Genomic DNA, 21950 nt, shown 5'->3' with positions numbered 1-21950 from the left:
ACGCCGACTCGCGTGCCGCTCTACTGTTCCCCTGCTGTGCCATAGGTGAACTCGGCGCGGCGCTGGGTGCCGCCCATCTGGCCGCCCACGCCGGTCAAAACCACGTCTATGCACTCCGGATGCCGCCGTGCGATTTCAGCGAGCGCAGCATCTTCGTCCTTCATCCGCGAAATTTGCGGGTTATTCTCGAACTCGATTGATCCGTGCTGTCGGGCCATGACGTTCAGTGTGGCATCGCGGCTATCAAGGCGGCTCGCCGAGGTCAGCCAGGGACCCACGCTGCTCCTACTCGGCACGCTACCGAGCAGCGTCGAGGCAGCGGAGTTTCCACTCGGCCATCTGGCAGATGTGCTCATCCCGGTAATCCCATGAAGTAAATCCGGACTGAGTCCTCACAACCTCAGTGTCTTCGAATGTCGATCCGGAGTCGATGGTGACTAGCGCGGTGTTCGATCAAGAACTTGAGCAACCGGTGCTGGACCAGAGGTTCTTCCGCTGCACCAATAGCTTGGGTGCCGAGGTTGACCGGAGCTGGCGCGTTCTGAGCTTCGGTGATTACCAGTCCTCTTCCTTGCGATCGAGGTTGGTGACGTGCCAGTTGCTGCCTGGGTAGCCCGGCTCAACGTGCGCGCCGTGAAGGTTGCGCATCCGCTAAGCGACCGCCGACGGCTTGCGCTTCAGGCGAAGCGCCAGATCGTCCACGAGGCGGTGTGATGCTTCGAGCGGGTAACCGTGCTGGCGGTAGAGGTGGTCCACGGTGATGACTTCGGCCACGTGGCCATTGGATGCTGTAGATGGTCGCCCGACTGACGCCGTACTCGCGCGCCAGGGCTTGAGGTCGACTCTCTCTCTCGGCTAGCCGCCCGGCCACCGGCCTGCGCCTCGGCGTCGGCAAGTGATGGCCTCCAGCCCTTTTAGACGCCGTTGGTCTTGGCGATGGCGATAGCTTCGCAGATGCGTTCCAGTAGCAAGGGAAAGAGCCCAATAAACACCACCGAACCTGTGTTGTTGAACGGCAGCCAAATGCATACTCAGCCGATGGATTCACCATCAATGGGCACGTTCTGGCAGATCGACACACCCGAGCGCCGAGTGCCAGGCCAGCTGGTTGCTGGCGGCGACGATCGTCCGTGCTTGACAACGGACAAGGCCATCTTCATCGAGAGACAATTCTCGTTCACCCGGACGCCGACCGGTGGGGCGATGGTCACGATCTCGGGCGACCCCGAGCATCACGTGGAGGACTTTCAGGAGAGAACGATCCACGGCGAACTCACCGACGGCAGCCCGGTCACGCTCGTTCACGCGCAAGGCGGCAGCCGCAGCCTCGGGTTCCTTCTTGAGCCCAGTCAGGCACGCCAACGATTCCGTGCGAGGTACGCCGTTATCGGCGAGCACGTCAAGGCCGACCAGAAGTACTACGCGATCAGGTTTCTGGTGGTCGGGCCGTCCTGGTGGGGAGTTGCCGAGGACGAGGCGCAATGCGCTGGCGGTGGGCACCTACGCATGTATCGCGACGACGGGTCGCAGTGGTTCGAATTTACGGGCTCGGCATCCACGACGTTTAGCGACCTCGACTCCGGAGTGATCAACGCAGTCACCACCCTGACCCAACTGACTACTATGAACGACGCGACTGACGCGGACGTGCAGGTGCGGATCGAGCCCAAAGGGGCGTGGCGGACCGTCGATCGCGGCCGACAATCCGTCAACGACTCCAGCCATCCCCTGCTGGACACGCAGCACCTCACCGCAGAGAAGTTCGCAAAGTGGATCGACTTCCGTGGCACGACTCAAGGATTGGACGCTGCCGTCTTGGACGAGCTACCCGGCGTTGCGATTCAGACACACGTACTCACACTCGGGTCGGTTGCCGAAGGACTGCATCGGCGGCTCTTCGGCGAGGATGAGAAGCGCGTAAAGGGATTGTCCAGCAAGAAGATTGAGAAAATGCGCAGCCTCGCCCGCGAGGCCGCGCTGACGAAAATGACGCAACCCGAGTTCACCGACGAAGACCGCGCCGAGTTCGGAAAAGCAATCAACGAAGGGTTCTCACACATCAACGAACAGACCTTTCGCAGCCGCATGAACGACCTGCTGACCGACGCCCAACGCTCAATCCCGAGTCTTGGTCGCGGTTTTGCGGATTGGCCGGATGCGGTATCAACGGCGCGCAACATCCTGGCTCATCAGCCATCGCTACCCAAAAACATTGACGACGAACAGTTCCTGGACTTGCTCATCGCACTGAGCTACTCGATCACATGGGTACTGCGGACGAACATGCTCAACAAGGCCGGATTCGATTCTCCCACAATGCAAGAGGGGTATCGCTATTCCTCATCGTACGGGCATCACCTCGCGAACACTCGGACACTGCTCGCAGGGAGTCCGTGGGCCGCCGCCCCCGATTAGGGCACTCGGCACAAACAAGTCCATCATGATCCTGACTTCGACGAAGCCAGATCATGCACACGGAGCGTCAGGAGTCGGACCAGGGAATGAGCTTCTCGCACAACCACAACAGCCCGTCATCTTCCACGATCGCGACGTAGCCACGACGGCACCGGTCAAGTGGCGTATCCCCGCGAAGGTCGCCGCAGGGGTCGGGCTCCTCGTCGACACGACGCTGGAATACGACGACCGACAGCTTCCAGCCCAACGAGTTGGTCATGAATCCCAAGCCCGCGCGCTGAGCGCGGATCGCCTCCTCAGAGTGTGGCCAGTAGGGTCCACGCTCGCCGTCATAGCGCAGGAAGACGTCCACGTGCACGACGAACCCTTCGCCGGGGATCGGCAGGAGGCCCCGCATCGTCGCTTTCTCCTTGGGCCAATCGGACCCACCCGCCGGGGGCGCACCGGCAACGAACACGTCGTGTCCTGTGCTGAGTCGTACGACGTGGTCCACGTTGTCAGCGACTCGTCGACCCGTGAAGTACAGAGGTAGTCCACCGGAGTCGGTGAGCCAGCGACCCCCAGCACGGGCGGAGCGGTTGGCGGCCTTCTGATCCACTTCCCTCTCCGGCGTCCTGATCACGTCGAAGCGATAGTGGTCCTCTCCCGGATAGCGGGCATCCGGACCGTGGACGGTGACCTTGGCTGCCTGCATCGCGCGGTTCATGGATTGATGTAGAACGACGTCGTCGATGTCTCGATCAGCCAGTGCCAGCTGTCGATGGCGGTGCCGTCGCTGGTCGCCCAGAGAAACTCGATGGCACGGTGCTCGTCCATCCCTGGGTACAGCGCGTCTTCAGTCATCGATGTCAGTCCACGTGCGCCCAGGTCGTCCGGTTGATGATCGCCCACACCGCAGGCTGAGTGATGTTGAACCGCTTCGCGATCGCGGTCTGTGTCATCGTGCCCGACTCATTGAAGTCCCGAATTTGACGAACGATCTCCGGGGTGACCTTCGAGACGGGCAACGCTTCTCCGACAGCGGCCCGTCCGCGTGTGTGCATGTCGTTGATGTTGTCCCCCTGGGTTCCTGTCTCCAGGTGCGCGGGGTTGACACACGCCGGGGTATCACAGCGATGTCGGACGACCAGACCATCTGGAACCTGTTGTCCTGTGGCAAGTTCGAGCGCGACATGAGTCGCTCGACGATTCACGCCGTCGATATTCAGCACCCCGTACCCGTTGGTCTTCGCGCCAGTCCACAGCCAGCATGCTTTTGGATCAGATGGCGGGGCGTAGAAGTCCAGCTTCTCCTGGAGGGTGCGGTCGGTGCGGATGGCGACTGTCAGGTCCTGGCCCTTCTTGCGCCTGAGCGCGTGTGTGCCACACAGCCCGTCGGACTCATGGGGGCGGCCACAACCCTCGACGTCGCATACTCGGCCCCGTTGGGCGAGCTTTGGAGGGTTCGTTTTCATGAAGGCGGCGTAGTGGCGGCGGCACAGTTCCCGGCTCAAGACCGGACGATCGCATCCGGGCGCTGTACACACGGGCACCTCCCGGACCGGTGGTCCACCAGGTATGACTTCCCCCCGCCACCACGCGGTGTAGTGCCGCTTGCACATATCTCGCGAGTAGTGCTGCTCGCCGCAGCCCACCACCAAACAACCCTTCACCCCAAGAATTATGAACGGAAGGTCCGACAGCAAGTCCGTGTCAGAGGTCAGTGGGAACATCACGCCTATGACCATCACGATCCCCGACGGGCAGCCGAACAACAGATTCATGCGGTTCGTCCGAGCGCCGATACGGGAGAACTCGGACCTGCCGTCGTTGTTCCCGCTCAAACCGGCAACCCGGCCCATGCGGCTCGGCATCGACACCACGACCCTGCCGCAACCGCCGGATGGTTACCTGGCCACGTTCTTCGAACGCGACGAGATCGCCTTCGAGCTGCTTGTACCCGCAGACGGTGAAGTGCCCGACGCCTGGACAGCGGCGCTCCGGGACCCGCTGGTGCATGAGGTCGGCTTCACGACGGTCGACAGGGCGGCGAAGGAACTCGACACGCGTTTCATCTGGATCAAGACTGAGTCCGAGCGGATGTCATCGAGCACGCGGGCGCATTTCTTCGAGATCTACCAGCATCTCGATGCCCAGACCGCACCAGCCGAGGCTGAGCCGATCTCGCTCGCGGACCGCCACCGTGCTGCCGCGTACGCGGCAGCGGCAGCCGAGCTAGGTATCGACCTGATTGTGACCGGTGCGTCGACGGCAGGTAGGAGCGATGTCGCCGACAACGACGTGGTCGCGAGCGTGACGCCGGACGACGCGGTCGCCGTCATCGGACACTACCTGCGGATGACCCATAACCCGGTGGTCGAAGTACAACGCGGACGACTTGTGGGAGGTGGTACGTGGGAGCGGACGGAGTCGACGTCCACGATCGCCAACTTCTACGACTGGGGCGTGACGTCGGAGATGCCCTACTTCGACGTGTTCCCCCAACTCGCTGCTCGCCACACCGACTTCGACACCATCAGTGCGCTCAGGTCGATAAGGGCACGGTTGGCACGCGCCGCCCGCGCGCTCGATGAGATGCTGGCCGCTTTGTCGAATTGGCACGACCGCAGCCACGGTGCCGACGTCGTCGAGACTGCCGCTGAGGCCTTCGACCGCGAATTGCTATACCTCGCTGCAGCATTCGATATCTACGGACGCCGATTTCCGCTGCTCATCGACCCCACCCGGGACGCCTCCCGGTTCCGCTTCTCCCTCGACGGACGCGGCTACATAAACGACCACCTTGTTCGCGAATACCCCGCCGCCGCGCTCGGCGATGTCACACGCCTACACGTCTACGCGGGCGTGTGCAAAGTCCTGCGTAACCACATCCACGATGGCATCCTCCCCGTCGATCAACACCCTGGGCGGCAGTACGGGAACTCGATGAACATCGGTCTGAACCTCGACGCGATGCCCGAACTGGCACCGGGGGCAAACAACGGCATGCTTCAGGAGCACTACGAGGCTCTCGGCGTATGGCGCGCAGATGCCGCCGAAGTCTTCGGTAGCCCAGTGATGGTCGCCGACCTCGCGACTGCGGGTCACACGCTGATGGGAGCCGGGCTGGCACTCATCGAGGCGTTCACGAAGCTGATCCTGCGAAATACGCCCCAAGCGGCGTCCAACCACAGCCCGCTGCTGGGTTGTGTTCAAGCAATACCTGGCGAGACGGAGCCGCCGCCTCCCGAGCGCGCCGTGTTCCACAGCGCCCTTTGCGGATGGTATCCGCCCTAGTAAGCAGCAGAGGACTCGTCAACGGCGAGATGCCGGTACACCGTGGCGCGCGAGACGCCCAACATCTTCGCGAAGTCGGTGGCGTGGATCCCCTTGTCCCGCAAGCTTCGTGCCTTGCAGCGGCAGCGTCATCGATCTGGCGGGGACGACCACCCTTGCGCCCATTGGCGGCGGCAGCGCCCAGACCGGCGCGGGGTCCGCTCGATCATTGTGAAGCGCTCAAAGGGCAACGGACTTCACCGGCAATGGTGGGCTCGTCGCGCACTTCGACATGCGGGAACGAGAAGGCAGCCTCACATCCCATCCCTGGGTCTCGGCGCGTCGGGTTAAGTCAGTTGTCGGGGCAACGATCGATCGCGGCCTGAACCTGGTCGTGGACCACGGTCTGTCCGTCGATCAGCATCGCCGCGATCTCGCACACGGCTGGCCACAACGGTTCCAGTTCGTTAATCCAGTGGTATTCCCATGGCCGTTCCCAACCCAGTGGCACGCCGACCGTCGCGCTGAAGGACTTGAGCTGCTCCACTACACCGTCGTACTTCGCACCATCGCCGTCAGTGGCATTGTCAAAGGCATACTCCAGGGCATCATCGAAGTCATCCACACCAGGGTCGTTCTGAATGGTCCACTTCGCCGTGGCCCACGGTCCGGCGAAGGTGACGAACGGCAAGTTCTGCTTGCTGCTGCGGTGGTGCGTTTCGGCTGGCAGGTCGCCACTGGTGTCGAGGGTTGACCAATCGGCGTAGCCGAGGTGGATCTTTATCAGCGTCCCGCCGCGTGCCACGGCGGCGACGGCGTGCCCGGCTTCATGATGGGCGGTGCTGGATCTTGCCCGGCAGCTCACTTCAGCAACCAATTCGGGATCGAGGTCGGTCACGCCAACGCCTCCTTGGTCGCCCGCAGCCGGGCGTTGTAGACAGTGGCCCGACTGACGCCGTACTCGCGAGCCAACACGGACGCCGATTCTCCCTTGGCCAGACGGGCTGCTACCGCCTCGACTTGGTCCTCGGTCAGCGACGGCTTGCGACCCTTGTAGGCACCTTTAGTCTTGGCGATGGCGATGCCCTCGCGTTGACGTTCGAGCAAAAGGGCGCGCTCGAACTCGGCGACCGCGCCCATCACCGACAGCATCAGAGTCGCGCACGGGTCACTGGTGTCACCAAATACCAGACCCTCCTTGACGAATCGGACGCGCACACCCTTGGCTGTCAGCTCATCGACGGTGCGGCGTAGGTCCACCAGCGACCGGGCGAGTCGGTCCATGCTGTGCACCACCAGCTCATCGCCCTTACGGACGTGTTTGAGCATCGCCTGCAGCTGAGGTCGCTTAGTGTCCTTGCCGCTGGCGTGGTCAGTGAACACCTCGTCGAGGTCTATGCCGTCGAGCTGGCGGTCGGTGTTCTGGTCGGCGGTGCTCACCCGCACGTAGCCGACGATCTGACCTTTGCCCATCCATACCCCTGTTCTGTCGATTTGAACTCCTGAATCTATTCTAGACACTGTCTATCAATTCGACAAGGACCCTAGTTAGACGATCGATGCTGACGAGGAACCTGTCCAAGTTGACTAGAGCCCAGGTAGACAACACAGCTAGCGTGGTTGGCATCCGGCAGCAGGTTCCGGTACTTAGATTTCCAGCGCAGGGTTCGGTTGGGTGTCCAGTAGATCGCGAACGTCATAGCCGGTGTCGTGGTTTTGGGTCGCGCGACATAAAGCTCGCGTCGGCCTTTTCGTTCCCGCCACCCGATTCAGCAGCGCGCAAGTCAGCAAAATCCGTGCGCTATCTGCCAGTAAGTACAACTCGTATGGGTCGTAACTAAGAGTCGGTTGGTGCTTCAGATCTCCGTAATGTTGCCACAAGCTTCGTGCCCACTTCTGTGGATCTCCGACGAACTCGCCAAACTCATTACCGACCCAGCGGGCTAATCGTTCCGCCTGGCTATCACGCTGACTTCGCGGCTTCGCCCACGAGCGCTTGATGCTCTTGTGATAGTTGACCCAGTACTCGATCGCGACGCAAATGTCGTGCAGCACGCTCTCAACCACTGGGGATCGGGCAACACGGTTCCGCGACGTGATGGGGCCGACCGCGCGGGGGTGTGCTTCGGCAAGCCTGACCCATCGTCTGAGGCCATCGACTCCGCCGAGTGTCTCGTAACGCACGAGTGGAAACGTGGTGCTGGGAGGAGCAGGTTGTACGGCTGCGGGGATTTCCATGAGGCGCTGGGACCATAGTTTTGCGTTCGATGTCTCCTCAGGTTCGGAGAGATCGAGCCGGACGTACCCTCCGTCGGCGCGAACAAAGCCATCCCAACACAGACTAATGAGATTCTGAATGGACAGCAGCACGTTCATGTGAAATCGCCAGTCGACAGCTGACTCGGTTATTGACGAGATCGACAGCGGCGTATAGGCGCGGCGATCGTCTCTGGGTCCCGTCACCTCGAAATGCGTTGAAACCACCAATGTTTGATACTTGGAGAATCGGGTGACCTGTTCCGGCGCGGACCTGATCGTCGTATTTATGACTGTCGGGCGATGGTACTCATCGTGTTTTACCTCCGACTTGGAACCCCTGATCCTCGACCAGTGCTCAAGGCCGGGGAAGTAGGCGGCCATCTCGTACATGCGCGATGATTTGAGTTCGTCCGCAGGAAAGCCAACGGCGATTGCGCGGCAATAGTAGTCGCGGCTTGACGCCTTGACCCCGCCAATATTTGTGGTGCCGCCAATACGAGTGATGTCAAACGCGAGTGTTCCGTGAACCTCTGATACAGCTAGCAGGGAGCTGGGAATACGCTTCTGACCTTCTAGCGGCCCAAGACCGACACCAATCGGCGAAGGCGCCAAGACCGAAACTTTGAAGCGGTCGTCCGACTGTGCCAGGTGTCCGGCGTAAACCTGGTTGTCGAACCCCGACTTCTCAAAAAACGGCCACACATAACCCACCGACCCCGCGAGCGAATTAGCTATGAGTTCGTCCAAGGAGGCTGCCTCCCGCTAAGGTAGTTCCGAAGGTGTTTTAAGAGCAGTGCGCACGGCTTGCAACATGGTTTGTTCCACTTGTGCGTAGTCCGGCACCTTAGTCGAGTTCACCGTCTCAGGCTTATAGGTGACATGATCGCCTTCGACGGAAAACTGCTTCAGGAATCCGAGGACGAGTTCTGCAGCCGGATTGAATGCACTGACTAGATCGTCGTCAGCGACGATGCGCAGGTCATCGTTGATTGCGATCAGCTGAGCACGTACATCGGTCAGTTGTTGATAGAGGCTGATCATTTCTTCACGGTTATGGGAGAAATGCGCGCTGAGTCGAGTTCTACCCACCAGGGTGCGGAATTTATTGAGTTGCGCTCTCGCTGCCACGAATGAACTGCGAATATCCTCGTTCCATAGGCGTTGATCAGCACGCTTCAACTCCATCAGCTTGCGATTATTTTCGCCCGACTGACGCTTACCTTCAATTATGAAAAGGACGGTACCCGTGATGATGGCGCCAATGATTGCTCCGAGGCCGACTCCCGACCAACCGCCCAACCATTGGTCTCCGTGGTTGAAGGTTTCCGGCGGCAAGTTGACCACGACATTCGGGGCGCTAGTACCAGGCGGAACGGGCTCGGGCAGCGATGGAGGCGTCGGTGGGACGGTCGGAGTGTCGGCGAACGTGATGTGCGACGGGCAAGATGTACTGATGTTTGGCTCCTCAATCGTGCAGCAGGATTATTTGCGCGAAGACCTAGACAACTAGTCGTACTGCGCTACGTCGGCGAGATCTGCCGACGTATACCTCTGGCGCGCTGCGTGTCTCACCAAGCACTGAACCGAGATAGACCTACTGGTGCGAGGCAATCCAACATTTGAGCGCTTCATTCCCTATGTCCTTCTTCAACCTTCGCGTTAGTCCTATTCGATCAGCAAGCTGCCGAACCTCGTCGACCAGCTCAGGCTCGACCGACCAAGGCAGATTCTGGGGGTTGCCCGGCTTGGCCCGGGTCGGTTTGCGCAACAGTTCTTCGCGCGGGAACAGCGTGACGAGCGAGTGCATTTGCTCGGTTGTGATTTCGATCCGGGATCCTTCGGTGAACCAGGCGAGCTTGGTGTTATCAGCACATGCGTCGACGACGCCGTGCTTATGGACGACGTCGTTGCGGACATTTCGGATGTCACCGAACAGCTGCTGGATGATGTCGAATCTCGTCCAGGGCTTGCCGTCGTCGTCAGCTCCGTGAGCGACGGCTAGGCGTATCCGATATTGCTCTTCCCAGAGCGCATACATGTAGGTGAACCATTGGCTGTACAGCATGTACTGAACCTGCGGGTACTTGTCGTAGCTGCGGAACCCCTTGCCGAAGAGGAGAGTCGTCATTCCCGCATCGGTTGCCTCGTAAATATCGCGCATGTGGAGGCGACCAGAACCGCCTTCGCGGACCAAACGGAACGTAGCAACGTCGAGGTAATCGCCGGGATCACCGCCCTCCCATTCGGAGAGCTTCTGAGCGATAGTTCCTTGGCCCGTCAGCGTCACGGCGAGCGACAACAAATAGTCGCGCTCCAGTTCATCCACGACTTGAGCGACTGTTTCGTCGTCCAACCTCAGCAATTCGACCGCTCCAATCGCCTTGTCGACCAAGAGCACAGCGCGCGTGAGGTCCTCAGCAACTTGGGTGGTCGTCCACGGCTGCGGGCGGTTGAGGAAATTTCGAACCTCGCTGACGGCATCGAACAACGCAGCGCCCATTCGCGCGTCCAGCTTCGAAGACTTCGAGTCGAACTCTCGAACAAGTTTGCCCGGATGCAACTGCCACATCGACGCCTGGGTGCCCTTGGTGAAGAGGTTGGGTCTCACGGCGTAACTTGTCTGGTGCCGCATGGCATCGAGTACGAACCGACACTCGCGCAGTAGATCTAGCCATTGACGTCTATCGGCTTGTGAGATCGCCACCTCAGCAACATAACGATGCTTGGTCAATCGAGGTAGATGGATACCGCACAAAATTTGATGGAATCACGAAGTTCGTTGCAGCCTGCTGAGTTTCATCCCCGCGCGGGATGGTAATTGGCTCAGGCGGTACGGATCCCGCCGTGGATTTTCAGGGTTTGCGAACGTTCGTAGGCATCAGCGAGCGTATCGGCCACCTGCAACTGGTCGAGAAGCACCCATAGGCGGGCCGCGCGATATCGTGCACCGTTGGGGATTGGCTTCAGCAGTGGGATGCCCTTCTCGCTCAGTCTGTAGACGGCATGGGACTGACGGAGGCGTTCGCTCGGCGGTAGGTCTGGGAACCTGTCAAGCAGCGTGGGAACGACCTCGTAGCTATCGACGCGGTGTATGCACTGCACAAAACCGTTCCAGCGAAACGCCAGGAAGTTCGGCGGTTCCTTCGGCCAACGCTTAACACCGTAAGGATGGTAATAAGTCAGCTCGTCGGTCACCCATTCGCGGTAGCTGAGGTTGCGCCTTCCCCCTGTGCGCTGCTCGTTGAGCACCACGCAGTAAACCCAGCTATCGGCAACCGATTTCACGCGGACAACCCCTTTGACGTAGGTATGAAACTCATCGAGCCACAGCCTTTCTTGCCCCCGGCACCCACGGCGCGCGCGGTCGATGTCACCAAGTACCTCGATCCACGAAAGATGAACGACGGGAACGCCCTCTACCTGGCGATCGGGTAGCCGCGTCAGAGCGAGCGCTTGGGATGCCTGCGAGAGTGTGACCAGCGCCCCGCCTCCGTGCCTGCGCACCCGCCCTGCATACCGGCGTAACTGTGGAACCTCCGGCAGCAGCCAATCGCGTTTTGCCTCACACACGAGAAGTCCGCCCGGCAACCTGACCTCCAGGTCGGTTCGTCCGGTTTCGTCGGGTGTCTCCAGTGCGAACTCGGGATCCCCGCCCAGATCGAACGTCAGGTGGTGCGATAGTCGGTCGATCAGCTTCGCGTAGAGCCTCGGGCAGCGCGCCAGGCTGTACCCGAACGCGGCGGTGAGGTCATTTTCCTTCTGACCCAACAGCTCGAACACCGATTCCACTGTGCCGCCGTACCTTAGGAGCATGGCTGGTCCGGACATCGAAAGTTCAGCAGTCGGCAGCAGACGGCGTGGACGTAGGCGTAACTCTGTGGCGGCACCCCTCGTCGAGCATCTCGAACTTGGCCAATTCGGCGATCCGCTGCTTCATGCGCACGTGGTCTACGGATTCGGCAAGCTCGTCCCTAGTTGCCGGATGAACGAAGATTCTGCTGCCTTGTTTCATCGCCAGGCGCATGAACGTGGCTGCCGGTCCCAATCCAGGCTCCACCTGTCCGGCGAACGGTTCTAAAGCGATGAAGGCGTTGGTGTCCAGCAAGAACCGCGTTGGTGTCGATTGTGCTCCACCCGCGACACTCCTGTCCGCCACGCCCGGATTATCACCCTCGACCATCTCCGCACCGAGTGGCGACACACGACACCGGGGTTAAGTATTGCCGGGACAGATAGCCGACTATGAGATTGCGGCGAACGAAGCTGACGCTCCTTCACGACGCCAATAGCTCAGAATCCATGGACCGACTCGATGGCCACCACTCCGCCGTGCCCTGTGTTGCCGTTGGTGAAGCGAGTTCCCGTCTCAGTGGCCTCGATCGTCCATCCCGCCGCGTAATCCGTCCTCTAGCCGAGTGCGACCGCTTGGGGATTCCGAGGCTCCCGTCGACCCACAAGGCGCTGCCATCAGCGTATTCGTCACTCCGCGCGACACCGTGGCTAGCCGCGCGGACACGGCTAGTCTTCCTTATGTTCCCTCAGCCATGCTTGGCATCCGGCCTCAAAGTCATCCCAGTTCTCCTTCGGGCCAAAAGAAGCCGCCGCTGACGCCACGGATTCGCAGGCAACCTTTGACGAAACGCCCAATCGCGTGTAGCCCACCGCGCTATGGCCCTCGTTGTATCCGCGCTTCCAGGACTCACTGTGCCCGCCGATGTCGCAACCGACGAGTACCGTGGCGGCAAGGGCACTGGCCGCAACGACTAGGCTCCGCACCAGTGACCCAACGCTAAGACCGGCGCGGTCACTTCCACCGTCCTGCCGGGTCATCCCTGTCACGTCGCGTACCGCGCTCATATTCCTCGTCTCCATTCGTCTTGCGTGTTGATCAGCCGAGCCGCTCGAAGCGGGAATCCTTCATCCAGCTGGAGCCGAACAGGCCGTTGGCGATCCACACGGCCAACACCGGCGCGGGTGGGCCAGCGAGCCGCAGCGACGCGACGTCGCCGGTGAACTTCAGCAAGGTGTTCCAGTTGTCGAAATCGACGTGAAACGCAGTGACTCGCGAGAATGCGAAGTACAGGGTCCGCTCCGGAAGTGCGGTGATCACCCGCTGCGAGGTGACGTATACGACAGCTGTCGCTTCGTCACGCCACCGCACCTGAGCGTTTTGCTGCGCCTTTTCCTTGGCGTATTGATTCGCCAGAAGTGCTGCGCCCCAGGCCCCCACGACGAAACCTGTCGAACCGGCCACAAAGGGGTTGATGGTGCGGTAGCTGCCGCTGCCGCCGTAGAGGCGGTCGTAGCGCACATGCGGTGCGGCGATCCGGCCTACCTCACCCTGGGCCATGATCGGCCCTTCCAGATTCAGCGGGGGCGGCACGTTGCCTTCTTTGCGCAGCCAGCGGGCCATCTCGCAGGCGGTGTCCCAATAGAACGTGTGCGACTTCAGGTCAACATTCTCAAGGCCGCCGGTCATTCACCCGATCCCCGCAGTCGAGGAACCGAGCGTCGGGACTGTCGATCTTCGCCCTGGGTCCAGCCGTGTGTCGGGCATCCCGAGGCGATGATGACCTCGCCGCACCTCGACGCAACGATCTCTTGCTTGGTAATCGCCCATGGGTCATTTCAAGCTACGGAAAGAAGTAACAGGATTCAAGGTATCGGGATTCATTGTCTCTGGATAGATAGTGTTGCCGCCTGTGGGCTTGGGCCATGCCCGCCCCGTCTCGGTCGCCGGTTACTCCGGCGACTCGCGAGTTTGGTCGTCGGGTAGCTGCGCGGCGACATGAGCTGGGTTTGAGCCAGGAACGCGCATCAGAGATTGTCGGAGTGCATTGGACCTATCTCGGCCAAGTCGAGCGCGGTCGACGCAACCTCAGTTTGCACAACATCTTGAAAATCGCCCAAGGTCTTCAGATCGACGCGGGAGAGTTGGTCAGCGGATTGCCGGTGCTGGCCGACTAGAGACCTTGTCGAGCGCTGACCGCCCGTCCGTGGACCAAAGGATCTACTCTTCAGCGGCACGGTCGTCGACCGGCAACTCGGGCTCGGCGGCAGCCAGCTCCTCGATGTGAGCCAGCGTCCACTCTGCGAGCCGATCACGCATTTCGTGCAACATCGGTTCGTCACGACGGCAACGGAACTGCGAGACCTTCTCATTCGCGCTGCGTCGGCGCATGGTGATGTTGACGGCCCGATCAGTGATGGTGTCGGGCATGGCACCGATACCCGCAAGAGCCGCCATGGCGAACGTGGCGAACTCTGTAGGTTCGTGTCGTGGCCCGACGCAGCGCAACGCTGGCCGGTTGCGCTGATACCCGGCATTAATCAGCGCACGAAGGTCTTCGTTTTGCTCGGCGGCCCTTTTGGTGCCGAAGATCGCGTCGACCTCGTCGATCACCAGCGTCGGTGGCCGTTTTGCGTCGATCGAGCGGTAAATGGCTGCTGCTCTCGCGTTCGCGGTGATCAGGGCCGCGTGACACAACCCGCTGATCACATCCAGCGCACGGGTTTTGCCACATCGCTTCTGTGGACTGTTGAGAATCAGCCGTGGTGCTGCGTGCCACGCCTCGATCGCATGGGTAGCAGCCACCCATAACGCGACGGCCACGGCGGCCTCGGCGTCAGGGAACACCACATATCGAGTCAGAATCGCTAGCAGCTCGTCGAGCAGCCGCGCACCGTCCACTAAATCGGTAGGCGCATCACTGCCGACGGGCGGCGGCTCACCAGCGGATGAAGCATCAACTTTCGAATCACCGGCGGCATCCTGATCCGCCTCCGGTTCAGCGCTCGCACTCGGGTCACCAGCGGCCCGCTTTTCGGCCATGGCGGCGTTGCCTTTTTTAACATCGACTTGGATCTGTTCGACCACCGAATACCGGTCGGGGGTATTGTGGATGCTGGTCCTTGATGTCGGATCACAGTTGTTACTGGTCGCCCCGGCCTGGTCGCTGGGGCGATCACTTATATCAGTCATGTCAGTTGTCCATCCTCTACGTCCTCTACGTGTTGGGCACCATTGCCACTGCCAGATTCGTCCGCATAGTCAGCAGGACGGACCTCGATGAGATCCCTTGCGGCTTGGTCGATATGGAGCTGGAAGGCGGTCAAATTGCCTCCCGTTATGATCACCTTCGGGGGCTGCTGAAAGTGGCTCAGATTCCTTGCTGCCCGGTGGTTTTCGTGATTCTCGAAGTGACCGTGCGCGGCGGTAGCACTCATAGGGGTGTTCGCCGGGCTGCGGTTCTGAGCCGATGCGGGCATAACGTCGCAAACCCGCTCGCAAGTCCTCGCTCACGCGGCCCACACCCCCAGCGCCACCGGTACCACGACACCGACTACCACGAGCGAGGTACAGGGCGTTCATAGGTCGCACTCGGCGGCTTTTACTAAAGCGCCGATCCGGCGTTGCACTTTCGTCAGTTCGCGCTGCTGACGGGCCTTAATGCGCTTGATAGATTGCAGCCTCTCTTCAAACTTGTCCACTCGTTCTTCGAGTAACCTGATCTCGCTGTTTGTGTGAACTAGATCGACGCAGATCTTCCTGGCGCTTTCCTCGGCGCGAAGCAGGGCAGTTGTGTCGATGCGCTCTTGGAGGGCGCTCATCCGGCATCCCCGCCTGCGCGCGCCGTCTGCTCGCGCACCCAGTCGTCTACGTCGCACCAGCGGTAGCGAACTGAGCGACCGCAGTAACTCGGGCGCGGTCCTTTGCCCTCGTATCTCAGCCGGGTCAGCTGGTTAACGGTGGTGGCCAGGTATTCGGCGACCTGCGCAGTCTTAGCCAACGGTTCACGATCGCAACTTCCTGTGCGATTGGTACTCATCACTAGGTCCTCTCAATTCCGCAAACCGCAAATTTCCTGCGGTCGTTGAGAGCGACACTACGACTCGATTCGTGACCCAGAGTTAGGACGAAACATGTTGCGCTACAGGGTGACTAGAGCTTCTCTATAGGCCACTAAACACTTTCTGTAGGAGAAATCGAATCGCGGCGAGTAGCCACCTGGCGATTTGCGACCTTCGAGTTGCCGAGAGACATCACAGAATCTTAGAAATTCGTTATCGACCCGTGACCTTTGAAGCGGCTTCGGCACGGGCTGTGTCCAGCGCGACGGCCACTCCTTCCAGGTCGTCATCGAAGAGGTCGGCGTAAAGATCCAGCGTCATGGCGGCACTGGCGTGACCGAGCATCCGCTGTACCGCCTTGACGTTCGCGCCAGCCGAGACAGCCAGCGAGGCGGCAGTGTGCCGCAAGTCGTGTGGCGTCACCCGTGGCACTTTCGACTCGGTAACCGCCTTGGCGAACCACCCGGACACGGGGTGCGGGCGGCGCACGTGATCGCCTTCGCCGAACAAGAGGTCTTCTCTGCCCTTCTCCTCGCACTGACGCGCCAGCAGCGGCACCAAGAACTCCGGCAACGGAATTGAACGCTGCTTGTGCGACTTCGGCGTGCCGACGTGGATGCTGTTGCCTGACTGCACGGCGTTCTCACGGATCACGGCTCGCTTGCGCAACAGGTCCAGGTCGGCAACCCTTAGGCCGATCGCCTCACCCCAGCGCATCCCGGTGTACGCCAGCAGCAGCACCAGAGTCCTGTACTCTCCCGCAGCGTCCGCCAGGTCGTCGACATGCCGATGGGTCAGGTACACCGGCCTCTTGCGCGAGGTCTTCGGCAGCTTCAGACCAGTCGCCGGGTTCTTGGGGATCAGGTTGTCGGTAACGGCGTCCGTCAGGATCTGTGACAGCACGTAGTGGGAGCGCTTGATCGCGGCGGGACCGATGGCCTTCCTGCCCTCGGCGGTCTGGCCCAGCTCGGTCATCCATCCCTGCACGGCGGTCGGCTTGATGTCGCCGAGCGCCACGAGGCCCCAGCGCGGTTTGACCCGCACGCGCCAGGTCGTCTCCATGACGGCGTAACCGGACGGCTTGAGGTGACCCTTCTGCCTGTCCAGCCAAACCTGCCCGAGGTCGTCGAGCGTGCGGCGGGCGTCAGCAGGATTGACGTACTCGCCCTTGAGCTTGGCCACCTCGACCGTGTTGGCGAACCGCTCGGCGTCGCGCTTGGTCCGGAAACCGCGCTTGTCGGTCTGCCGGTTGTCGGGCGTGCGGTACCGAACCCGGTAGCGCCTGCCCTGCTTGGTCTCGTAAGCCTGCACGACTGCCATGCCCACCAGAGTAGATCTAAATGTGGGCAAAATGTGGGCAAAGTGCCGCTGCACGGGTAGCAGCACTGGCGCAATTCGGTAGCTGGCGTTGGACCTCGATGCGCTTATTGACGGCCTGAACAGGACATTTAGAAGTCCCAGTCCTCGTCCTCGGTGACGACAGCCTTGCCGATCACGTACGACGACCCCGACCCCGAGAAGAAGTCGTGGTTCTCGTCGGCGTTTGGCGACAGCGCCGACAGGATCGCCGGGTTGACGTCGGTCTCGTCCCGTGGGAACAGCGCCTCGTAGCCGAGGTTCATCAGCGCCTTATTGGCGTTGTAGCGCAGGAACTTCTTGACGTCCTCGGTCAGCCCGACCTCGTCGTAAAGGTCCTGGGTGTACTCCACCTCGTTGTCGTACAGCTCGAACAGCAGCTCGTAGGTGTAGTCCTTGAGCTCGGCGCGCTTGGACTCGTCTTCGAGCGCCAGGCCGCGTTGGTACTTGTAGCCGATGTAGTAGCCGTGTACCGCCTCGTCGCGAATGATCAGCCGGATCATGTCGGCGGTGTTGGTCAGCTTGGCCCGGCTCGACCAGTACATCGGTAAGTAGAAGCCGGAGTAGAACAGGAAGCTCTCCAGCAGCGTGGAGGCGACCTTGCGCTTGAGCGGCTCGTCGCCGCGGTAGTACTCCAGCACGATCTCGGCTTTGCGCTGCAGGTTGGGATTCTCCTCCGACCAGCGGAAAGCGTCGTCGATCTCGGCGGTCGAGCACAGCGTGGAAAAGATCTGACTGTAGCTCTTGGCGTGCACCGACTCCATGAAAGCGATGTTGGTGTAAACCGCCTCCTCGTGCGGGGTCAACGCGTCGGGGATGAGGCTCACCGCACCCACGGTGCCCTGGATGGTGTCCAGCATGGTGAGGCCCGTGAACACCCGCATGGTCAGCTGCTTTTCGTGGGCAGTCAGCGTGCCCCAGGACGGGATGTCGTTGGACACTGGCACCTTCTCTGGCAACCAGAAGTTGCCGGTCAGGCGGTCCCAAACCTCGGCGTCTTTATCGTCTTGCAGACGGTTCCAGTTGATCGCCGAGACGCGGTCGATCAGCTTTGCATTTCCACTCACCAGAACCCCACTTCACCAGGTGCGAAATTGGCTGCCGGCCACGCCGGACTTGCTTAGGCCTCAGACACTACCCCTGGTGTCCGACAAGGCGGCGTAACACAATAAGTTGTGTTTGGCGGCGTGTCGCCAGTCGTCGTCAAAGCCAGCGGAGCAACCTGAAACGGCAGATATTCCCTGGTCCGGACGATAACCTCTATAACGTGGTGAACCACTGAGCGGGGCTCGCTCAACACTTACTTTTGCGACATTTGCTGCACGTGTCGTTGCCTGATAGGGGGGTGGTGGTTTGGAGCACGAAGACGGCGCAAGCAGCGGCTATTTCTGGACCGACAGCCACGCAAGTGACGAACTGACGCGGTTGCGACTCATCGAGCAGTACAACGATCCCTCCTCGTTTCGTCTGCTCGACTAGTATCGGCGTTGCCGAAGGCTGGCGATGCCTCGAGGTAGGCGCGGGCGCAGGCTCTGTCGTGTGCTGGCTCTCCCGACGGGTAGGACCCGGCGGGAAGGTCGTCGCCGTCGATCTCGATACACGGTTTCTCCGCGATCTCTCCGCACAAAACGTCGAGGTCCGGCGCGCTGACATCACTCAAGATCCGCTTGAGCCGTCGGCGTATGACCTGGTACACGCCCGATCGGTCCTGACGCATCTGCGCGATCCGGTTGCGGCGCTGCAACGCCTGGTCACCGCGCTTCGCCCCGGTTGCTGGTTGATGGTCGAAGACGTCGATAACGGCACTGTTGAGGCGGCCGACGCAACGCATCCCCTCGCCGCGGCGTTCGACCTCTGCGCGAACACGCGAATCAAGTTCCTCTCAGCTGGCGGGGTCATGGATCTGCGCTACGGCCGCACGTTGCCGGTGCACATGCAGGCATTGGCGCTGACCGATCTGCAGAACGAGGCTGTCGCGTTGGTCAGTTCCGGACGAAGCCCTATGTCGCAGTTGATGATTCAATCATTTCTGCCGGTGGATGACGCCATGGTCGCCAACGGCGTGGTGAAGCAGGCGGATGCGGCAGCGGCGCAGCGGGCTTTCGCAGACCCTTCGTTCCTCTACCGGGGCGGATTGGTTGTCGCCGCATGGGGCCGTAAGCCTGGCTGACCGCAGCACGACTTGCTCACACCTAAGCATGTACCATTTGGTACATGCTTATCGAACACAGCTTTGAGATCGACGCATCGTCAGAGGTGGTCTGGGAAGTCTTCAGCGATGTCGAACGCTGGCCCGAGTGGACCGAGTCGGTGACTTCCCTGGTTGCCCTGGACGGCCCAGGCCTGGCGTTGGGCAAACGGTTCGCGATCAAGCAGCCCCGGATGGGCAAACTCGTCTGGCGGGTCACCGAGATCGAACCCGGCATGTCCTGGACTTGGGAACAACGTGCTCCGGGTGCCCTGGCGAAGGCGAGTCACGAGGTCATTCCCCAACCCGGCGGCCGCACCCTGGTGCGCCAGCGCATCGACCAGCAAGGCGTACTCGGCGCCTTGGTCGGCCGCCTCATGACGAACATGACCAAGCGCTACCTCGACATGGAGGCACGCGGCCTGACCAAGCGATCCGAGCAGCGCCGGGGCGCCCGTGGTTCGCGCGCCTGACACCGACCGGCGCAGGCAACTCCTCGGCGCGCTGGTCGAGGAATTCGCCGCCCGCGGGGTGGGCGACAGGTCACTGCGCGATGTCGCCGCCGCGGTCGGCACCAGCCATCGAATGCTCTTGCACCACTTCGGATCCCGGGAAGAGCTGCTGCTGGCGGTGGTCACGGAGGTCGAGCGCCGGCAGATGCGTGTGCTGCCCGAGCTGCCGACGAACCCCGCCGAGCACTTCACCGCCATGTGGGCAGACGTGAGCCGCCCCGAACTTCGCCAGCTGGAGCGCCTGTTCTTCGAGTGCTATTCACGGGCGGCACAGGGCGAGAAGTCGTTCGCCACAATGATTCCCGGCGCCGTCACCGGCTGGCTGCAGGCAGCCGACGCCGTCACGAAGGGCTCCGCCGATCCCGCGCTGGCGCGCCTCGGGCTCGCGGTCATCCGCGGACTGTTGCTCGACCTCGTCGCTACCGAAGATGATGCGGGCGTCGACGCGGCGGCGCAGGTCTTCGCGCAGCTACTGAGCGGTTAGCGCCGGCCGCTTGCCGACCCCGAAGAACCGGTACTCGTCGGGCTTCACCGAGCGGGTGGCCCGCCAGTACTGCCAGGTGTAGCCGCCCCACAGCACGGTGTTCTTGCCGTGCTCGTCGAGGTACCAGCTGGCGCAGCCGCCGTTGTTCCACACCGATTGGGACAGCCTCTCCTGCAGCTCGTCGTTGAACCGATCCTGAGCCTCGCGGGTGGGGGCCAAAGCTTGCGCTTTCATCTTGTCGCACTTGGCGATTGCGTCGGCCACGTAGTGGATTTGAGACTCGATCATGAATACCACCGAGTTGTGCCCGAGGCCCGTGTTGGGTCCCAGCAGGAAGAACAAGTTGGGAACGTCGGCAACGGTGACACCGCGGTGGGCGCCGATACCCTCGCGGTTCCACCGGTCCACCAGGTCCTCGCCGTGCTGACCCTTGATCTGCACGTAGGTGTAGGAGTCGGTGACGTGAAAGCCGGTGGCGTAGACGATCACGTCCACCGGGCGCTCACGACCGTCGGCGGAGACGATCCCGTCCCGGGTGATCCGGGTGATCCCGTCGGTCACCACTTCGGTTTTGGGATTCGCGACCGCGCGGTAGTACGTCGTGGAGTTCAGGATTCGCTTGCAACCGATGCGGTAGTTCGGGGTCAGCTTGCGGCGCAGCTCACGGTCTTTCACCGAGCGCCGGATGTTGTACTTCGCGTAGAGCTCGATGAATTTCAGCGCGTTCGGCCGCTTGGTCATGCCAATCGCCAACGCCTCCTGGCCCCAGTAGATAGCCAGACGTGTGAGGGCCCGCAGACCAGGCACGTTCTGCATGGCAGCCCGCAGCCGCGGCGGGATCTCGGGGTTGGATCGCGGCACCACCCAGGGCGGGGTGCGCTGATAGAGCTTGAGTTCGGCGACCTGGTCGACGATCTCGGGCACGATCTGAATCGCGCTGGCTCCGGTCCCGATGATCGCGACGCGCTTTCCGGTCAGGTCGACGCTGTGGTCCCACTCCGCGGAATGGAAAGCGGGACCCGCGAATTCGTGTCGACCCTCGATTTCTGGGACGGACGGGATGTGGAGCGCGCCGGCTCCGGAGATCAGAAACTGGGCGATGTATTCGCGCCCGTCGGTGGTGAACACGTGCCAGCGGTACTCGTCGTCGTCCCAGTAACCGCGGTCCACTAACGCGTTGAATTTGATGAAGCGCCGCAGACCGTATTTGTCGGTGACACCCTTGAGGTAGTCCCAGATCTCGGGCTGGAAGGAGAACGGGTTTTTCCAGTCTGGCTTGGGCTCGAAGGAAAACGAGTACAGGTGCGACGGGATATCGCAGGCACAGCCGGGGTAGCTGTTGTCCCGCCAGGTGCCGCCGACGTCGTCGGCCTTCTCCAGGATGACGAAGTCCACGCCCTGCTTCTGCAGCTCGATCGCCATGCCCAAGCCCGAGAATCCGGTGCCGATGATGACAGCCCGGGTGTGAACGGGTGGCTGGTCAGATTGGGGTTTGCCGCTCTCGTCTACGGCCGGGGTCACGACTTCTGTCATGGGGGGTCGGTCTTCCTTACTTGACAACAATACCCAGTACCCGGGGTATCGGATAAGCCCGAGTGTTGTCGATCCCTACCGCGATGTCAACGTTGCT

General features: G+C 61.5%; 27 protein-coding genes. 7 read left to right on the top strand and 20 right to left on the bottom strand.

Annotated elements, in window-relative coordinates; all coding sequences use genetic code 11:
- Positions 1-20: 20 nt before the first annotated feature.
- Positions 21-278 carry a hypothetical protein gene (locus H0P51_RS08955; RefSeq protein WP_180917583.1) on the bottom strand — a complete coding sequence of 86 codons (258 nt, stop codon included), beginning with the start codon at positions 276-278 and terminating at the stop codon, positions 21-23.
- 373 nt (positions 279-651) lie between these two features.
- On the bottom strand, positions 652-774 hold the full coding sequence (locus tag H0P51_RS28885; RefSeq protein ID WP_281373902.1) for a hypothetical protein: 123 nt from the start codon (positions 772-774) through the stop codon (positions 652-654).
- A gap of 264 nt (positions 775-1038) precedes the next feature.
- Here H0P51_RS28885 and H0P51_RS08950 point away from each other — a divergent pair, with 264 nt between their 5' ends.
- Positions 1039-2415, top strand: coding sequence for an ApeA N-terminal domain 1-containing protein (locus H0P51_RS08950; protein WP_180917582.1), 1377 nt, complete (start codon positions 1039-1041; stop codon positions 2413-2415).
- A gap of 67 nt (positions 2416-2482) precedes the next feature.
- Here H0P51_RS08950 and H0P51_RS08945 read toward each other — a convergent pair whose 3' ends face one another.
- The 3 genes from H0P51_RS08945 to H0P51_RS08935 are packed head-to-tail and all read right to left on the bottom strand — an operon-like array spanning position 2483 to position 3869.
- Positions 2483-3121 carry a hypothetical protein gene (locus tag H0P51_RS08945; protein WP_180917581.1) on the bottom strand — a complete coding sequence of 213 codons (639 nt, stop codon included), beginning with the start codon at positions 3119-3121 and terminating at the stop codon, positions 2483-2485.
- A complete protein-coding gene (locus tag H0P51_RS08940) occupies positions 3118-3258 on the bottom strand; it encodes a hypothetical protein (RefSeq protein ID WP_180917580.1) in 141 nt (46 codons plus the stop codon). Before H0P51_RS08940 ends, H0P51_RS08945 begins: the two co-directional genes overlap by 4 nt.
- Before the next feature lie 5 nt (positions 3259-3263).
- Complete coding sequence (locus H0P51_RS08935) at positions 3264-3869, bottom strand: HNH endonuclease (RefSeq protein ID WP_180917579.1); 606 nt, start codon at positions 3867-3869, stop codon at positions 3264-3266.
- A gap of 265 nt (positions 3870-4134) precedes the next feature.
- On the opposite strand from H0P51_RS08935, the gene H0P51_RS08930 reads away from it, so the two are divergent.
- Entirely contained in the window at positions 4135-5691 is a 1557-nt protein-coding gene (locus H0P51_RS08930; RefSeq protein ID WP_180917578.1) for a hypothetical protein, read from the top strand.
- Here H0P51_RS08930 and H0P51_RS28420 read toward each other — a convergent pair.
- From H0P51_RS28420 to H0P51_RS08885, 9 genes are all read right to left on the bottom strand, one after another.
- Positions 5688-5795 (bottom strand): helix-turn-helix domain-containing protein, encoded by a 108-nt coding sequence (locus H0P51_RS28420; protein ID WP_246398513.1) that lies wholly within the window; start codon positions 5793-5795, stop codon positions 5688-5690. The genes H0P51_RS08930 and H0P51_RS28420 overlap by 4 nt on opposite strands.
- A gap of 227 nt (positions 5796-6022) precedes the next feature.
- Positions 6023-6568: a hypothetical protein gene (locus H0P51_RS08920; RefSeq protein ID WP_180917577.1), complete on the bottom strand. Its 546-nt coding sequence runs from the start codon at positions 6566-6568 to the stop codon at positions 6023-6025.
- On the bottom strand, positions 6565-7143 hold the full coding sequence (locus H0P51_RS08915; RefSeq protein WP_180917576.1) for a recombinase family protein: 579 nt from the start codon (positions 7141-7143) through the stop codon (positions 6565-6567). The genes H0P51_RS08920 and H0P51_RS08915 overlap by 4 nt, the downstream gene beginning before the upstream one ends.
- A gap of 174 nt (positions 7144-7317) precedes the next feature.
- Positions 7318-8676: an ApeA N-terminal domain 1-containing protein gene (locus tag H0P51_RS08910; RefSeq protein ID WP_180917575.1), complete on the bottom strand. Its 1359-nt coding sequence runs from the start codon at positions 8674-8676 to the stop codon at positions 7318-7320.
- Positions 8677-8691: 15 nt separating this feature from the next.
- Entirely contained in the window at positions 8692-9264 is a 573-nt protein-coding gene (locus tag H0P51_RS08905; RefSeq protein ID WP_180917574.1) for a hypothetical protein, read from the bottom strand.
- A 259-nt stretch (positions 9265-9523) separates the two neighbouring features.
- Complete coding sequence (locus H0P51_RS08900) at positions 9524-10633, bottom strand: hypothetical protein (RefSeq protein ID WP_180917573.1); 1110 nt, start codon at positions 10631-10633, stop codon at positions 9524-9526.
- A 119-nt stretch (positions 10634-10752) separates the two neighbouring features.
- Positions 10753-11709 (bottom strand): hypothetical protein, encoded by a 957-nt coding sequence (locus H0P51_RS08895; protein ID WP_246398511.1) that lies wholly within the window; start codon positions 11707-11709, stop codon positions 10753-10755.
- A 55-nt stretch (positions 11710-11764) separates the two neighbouring features.
- On the bottom strand, positions 11765-12109 hold the full coding sequence (locus tag H0P51_RS08890) for a hypothetical protein (protein WP_180917572.1): 345 nt from the start codon (positions 12107-12109) through the stop codon (positions 11765-11767).
- A gap of 708 nt (positions 12110-12817) precedes the next feature.
- A complete protein-coding gene (locus H0P51_RS08885) occupies positions 12818-13408 on the bottom strand; it encodes a hypothetical protein (RefSeq protein WP_180917571.1) in 591 nt (196 codons plus the stop codon).
- Positions 13409-13728: 320 nt separating this feature from the next.
- On the opposite strand from H0P51_RS08885, the gene H0P51_RS08880 reads away from it, so the two are divergent.
- Positions 13729-13896, top strand: a complete 168-nt coding sequence (locus H0P51_RS08880; protein WP_425488976.1) for a helix-turn-helix domain-containing protein — start codon at positions 13729-13731, stop codon at positions 13894-13896.
- 43 nt (positions 13897-13939) lie between these two features.
- Here H0P51_RS08880 and H0P51_RS08875 read toward each other — a convergent pair whose 3' ends face one another.
- From H0P51_RS08875 to nrdF, 5 genes are all read right to left on the bottom strand, one after another.
- Positions 13940-14911, bottom strand: coding sequence for a DUF3631 domain-containing protein (locus H0P51_RS08875; protein ID WP_246398509.1), 972 nt, complete (start codon positions 14909-14911; stop codon positions 13940-13942).
- A 386-nt stretch (positions 14912-15297) separates the two neighbouring features.
- Positions 15298-15540 (bottom strand): hypothetical protein, encoded by a 243-nt coding sequence (locus tag H0P51_RS08870; protein WP_180917569.1) that lies wholly within the window; start codon positions 15538-15540, stop codon positions 15298-15300.
- Positions 15537-15758 carry a helix-turn-helix transcriptional regulator gene (locus tag H0P51_RS08865; protein WP_180917568.1) on the bottom strand — a complete coding sequence of 74 codons (222 nt, stop codon included), beginning with the start codon at positions 15756-15758 and terminating at the stop codon, positions 15537-15539. Before H0P51_RS08865 ends, H0P51_RS08870 begins: the two co-directional genes overlap by 4 nt.
- Before the next feature lie 235 nt (positions 15759-15993).
- Entirely contained in the window at positions 15994-17100 is a 1107-nt protein-coding gene (locus H0P51_RS08860) for a tyrosine-type recombinase/integrase (protein WP_180917567.1), read from the bottom strand.
- A 128-nt stretch (positions 17101-17228) separates the two neighbouring features.
- On the bottom strand, positions 17229-18203 hold the full coding sequence (gene nrdF, locus H0P51_RS08855) for a class 1b ribonucleoside-diphosphate reductase subunit beta (RefSeq protein WP_180917566.1): 975 nt from the start codon (positions 18201-18203) through the stop codon (positions 17229-17231).
- Positions 18204-18489: 286 nt separating this feature from the next.
- On the opposite strand from nrdF, the gene H0P51_RS28880 reads away from it, so the two are divergent.
- The 4 genes from H0P51_RS28880 to H0P51_RS08840 are packed head-to-tail and all read left to right on the top strand — an operon-like array spanning position 18490 to position 20320.
- A complete protein-coding gene (locus H0P51_RS28880; protein ID WP_281373901.1) occupies positions 18490-18615 on the top strand; it encodes a hypothetical protein in 126 nt (41 codons plus the stop codon).
- A 58-nt stretch (positions 18616-18673) separates the two neighbouring features.
- The gene (locus H0P51_RS28875) at positions 18674-19306 is read left to right on the top strand and encodes a class I SAM-dependent methyltransferase (RefSeq protein WP_180917565.1); all 633 of its coding nucleotides are present in this window, start codon (positions 18674-18676) and stop codon (positions 19304-19306) included.
- A 44-nt stretch (positions 19307-19350) separates the two neighbouring features.
- Positions 19351-19797: an SRPBCC family protein gene (locus H0P51_RS08845; RefSeq protein ID WP_180917564.1), complete on the top strand. Its 447-nt coding sequence runs from the start codon at positions 19351-19353 to the stop codon at positions 19795-19797.
- Complete coding sequence (locus H0P51_RS08840; RefSeq protein ID WP_180917563.1) at positions 19781-20320, top strand: TetR/AcrR family transcriptional regulator; 540 nt, start codon at positions 19781-19783, stop codon at positions 20318-20320. Before H0P51_RS08845 ends, H0P51_RS08840 begins: the two co-directional genes overlap by 17 nt.
- Here H0P51_RS08840 and H0P51_RS08835 read toward each other — a convergent pair.
- Positions 20306-21853 carry a flavin-containing monooxygenase gene (locus tag H0P51_RS08835; protein ID WP_180917562.1) on the bottom strand — a complete coding sequence of 516 codons (1548 nt, stop codon included), beginning with the start codon at positions 21851-21853 and terminating at the stop codon, positions 20306-20308. The genes H0P51_RS08840 and H0P51_RS08835 overlap by 15 nt on opposite strands.
- Between the last annotated feature and the right edge of the window lie 97 nt (positions 21854-21950).

The organism is Mycobacterium vicinigordonae (assembly GCF_013466425.1).
Classification (GTDB): domain Bacteria; phylum Actinomycetota; class Actinomycetes; order Mycobacteriales; family Mycobacteriaceae; genus Mycobacterium; species Mycobacterium vicinigordonae.
This window is presented reverse-complemented; position numbering and strand designations above follow the sequence as displayed.